Below are 2683 nucleotides of genomic sequence, written 5' to 3' on the forward strand. Positions count from 1 at the left end.
CCGCCGGCTGGTGGACGGGTGCGAGGCCGGGCATCGGTGGGGCGTGTGTCGGCCGTGTGCCTGGGTGGGTGGGGGCTGGGTTTGTGGCCGGGGTGGGTGGGCGCAGTCCCGGTGGGTTGGGGGTGCGCGGTCGTTGAATGGGGCGGCCGGACTTCGGCTGAGCGGGTTGCGGTAGCCGGTTGGCTGGGCTTCAGGCCCCGCTGGTCTGTGTTGGTGGGTGGTGGGGGCTGTCGGCGTGAGTTTCTTGCAGATTCATCGCCCGATAAGGGTGATTCGCCCCCAATGGGGCTTAATCTTCGGCCTGTTACTCGGAGTAGTGCGCAGTTGTCCACGCCTGCCACCCACCGGGAGTGACCAGCGGGGCCTGAAGCCCCACTCCGAACGAGCTTCCGTCGCTGAGTCGAGCCCGACCGCCCCATTCAACAACCGCGCACCCCGAACCCACCGGAACTGCGCCCACCTGCCCCGGCAACGAACCAAGCCCCCACCCACCGGCCCGCACGCGCCCTCCCGCCCCGACCGCTGCCCGGGCCGTACGCGGTGACCCCGCCCCCTGGACCGCCCTCCGAGAGGTCTTTCGCTTCTGGAGGTGGTGGGTCAAGGGTGGAGCGCAGCGGAATCGGCGAAGCCGACGCGACGAAGGAGCGCCCTTGACGCGCCGCCGGAAGGAGCGACTCTCGGAAAGAGGGCGGTCCCACCCGACACTCACGCACCCGGCCCACCCCAAGGGCCTGCCCGTACAGCCCCGCCAACTCGACCGGCAACCTCCGCGCCGCGGTCAAGGCCACCGCAGACGGCTACTGGCGCTGGCGGTACGCGGCCCCGAACTGGGCCGCACCCTCCAGGACGCGCATTCCGTCGCCCACTTGGAGCTCTTCGAGCATCCGGACGACCAGGCTGGGCATGGTGCTGGAGCTGGTCGGTGCCCGGAAGGCCAGGCCCTGGACGTCGCCGGGGGCGATGGCTCCGGCGATCTGGGTCACCAGGGAGTCGTCGGCGTACGTGGCCGGGAGCCACGCCGGGTCCTCGGGCATCACCGGCTCCCAACCGGTGGGACCGTCGCCGTCCACTCGCCGGAAGTAGCCGCCGCGAAGGAACTCGTGGCGGGGTGTTCCGAGTACGGCCTGTCGCCACTGCGGCGAATGCAGGTGACCGTCGGCGGCGAGTCGGTCGGCGAGGGCCTCGCGGAGGGTTCTGTCGTCGCTCACGCGGTCTCCCGTTCCAGGAGGTCACCCATGGCAGCGACCATGGGCAGCCCGGTCTCCGGTTCCCTCCACGCCCACTGACCGGACGGGTTGCCTTCGAGGAACCACCATGCCCCGCGTGGTCCACGGCGAAGTCGAAAGCGTCGAAGACCAGCCCGAAGTGGTCCAGGTACCGGCGAAGGGCGTCGACGATCCCGGGTGGGGCGAGGCCGGGCAGCGGTTGCGGGTGCGCGCGGTCGTTTCGTTTGTTGCGGTTATTTCGTTTGTTTCGGATACTGGCAGGGATGGCTCACGCGTTTCATAGGCGACAGATTCATAGGGGCGCACCCATGACCAGAACAGAGACCAGACCCGTCAAGCTCCCGCCGGGGGAGACCGCGACCGCCAATCGTGCGCTGGAGCGAGTCCGGGACTACCTGGACACGCATCGCGACCGGGCTCAGGTCATGGTCACCGTCGAAGACGGTGACCGAGAGCCGCTCGTTCTTCCGCGCGAGGTGGTGGAGCTTCTGGCCGCGACGCTGGCCCATCTGGGCGCCGGTCGTGGCGTGTCGATCGTGCCTTCGGATGCCGAGCTGACGACTCAGCAGGCTGCGGACATGCTCAACGTGTCCAGGCCGTTCCTCGTCGGCCTGCTCAACGCCGGCGAGATCGAATACCGCACTGTCGGAACGCATCGCCGGGTGGCCGCCTCGTCGGTCATCGAGTACAAGCGGCGTGACGACCAGCGGCGTCGTGCGGCAGCCGACGAACTGACGCGACTGGGCCAGGAGACGGGGCTGATCTGACCGATGGCCTTCGTCGTCATCTATGACGCCAATGTGCTGTACCCGAGTGTCCTGCGAGACGTCCTGATCCGTGTCGCGTAGGAGAGGCTCGTCCAGGCGAAGTGGACTCACCGGATCCTGGACGAGACGTTCACGAACCTTCAGAAGAACCACCCGGACATCCCGCCTGAGAAGTTGGCCCGAACGCGGGAACTCATGCTCACTGTCGTGCGTGACTGCTTGGTCACTCGCTACGAACCCCTGATCGCCGCGATCGAGCTGCCCGATCCCGACGACAGGCACGTGGTGGCTGCGGCGATACGGGCCAAGGCGCAGACCATCGTCACCTTCAACCTGAGGGACTTTCCACGTCATGCTCTTGAACCCTGGGACGTAGAGGCCGTCCACCCCGACCGCTTTCTTGAAGGCCTGATCGATCTGGCTCCCGAGGTCGTCTACGGGCAGGTCCAGCGCATTGCGGACAGCTGGAGGAACCCGGCCGGAACCGTTGACGACGTCATCGACAGACTCGATCGCAGCGGTCTGGTGTCCGCTGCGGCATCGCTTCGATCGCTGCGATAGCGCGATTCACCGGTTCGGCCGAGGCGAGGTCCTGGGGGTGAGCCGGCTTTGCGGGTGCGGGTGCGGCCGCCCTCTTTCCGAGTGTGGCGTCCTCCGCCACCGGGTCAAGGGCGCTCCTGCGTCGCGTCG

General features: G+C 68.1%; 2 protein-coding genes and 2 pseudogenes. 2 read left to right on the forward strand and 2 right to left on the reverse strand.

The genetic code is table 11. From position 1 onward, the window contains the following. Window positions 1-797: 797 nt before the first annotated feature. Together E0F75_RS39665 and E0F75_RS39670 are read right to left on the reverse strand one after the other, a co-directional pair. Window positions 798-1208 carry a hypothetical protein gene (locus tag E0F75_RS39665; RefSeq protein ID WP_229315905.1) on the reverse strand — a complete coding sequence of 137 codons (411 nt, stop codon included), beginning with the start codon at window positions 1206-1208 and terminating at the stop codon, window positions 798-800. Next, window positions 1205-1407, reverse strand: a pseudogene (locus E0F75_RS39670) (ATP-grasp ribosomal peptide maturase); the annotation flags it as partial. The pseudogene E0F75_RS39670 and the gene E0F75_RS39665, both read right to left, overlap by 4 nt. Before the next feature lie 127 nt (window positions 1408-1534). Here E0F75_RS39670 and E0F75_RS39675 point away from each other — a divergent pair. Together E0F75_RS39675 and E0F75_RS39680 are read left to right on the forward strand one after the other, a co-directional pair. After that, complete coding sequence (locus tag E0F75_RS39675; protein WP_229315906.1) at window positions 1535-1993, forward strand: helix-turn-helix domain-containing protein; 459 nt, start codon at window positions 1535-1537, stop codon at window positions 1991-1993. 102 nt (window positions 1994-2095) lie between these two features. After that, window positions 2096-2554, forward strand: a pseudogene (locus tag E0F75_RS39680) (PIN domain-containing protein); the annotation flags it as partial. Window positions 2555-2683 lie beyond the last annotated feature (129 nt).

This window comes from Streptomyces sp. CB02980 (genome assembly GCF_014451325.2).
Taxonomy (GTDB): domain Bacteria; phylum Actinomycetota; class Actinomycetes; order Streptomycetales; family Streptomycetaceae; genus Streptomyces.

Excerpts from the sequence above, each read along its gene's own strand:
- E0F75_RS39675 (WP_229315906.1), top strand. The coding sequence starts at position 1,535 with ATGACCAGAACAGAGACCAGACCCGTCAAGCTCCCGCCGGGGGAGACC.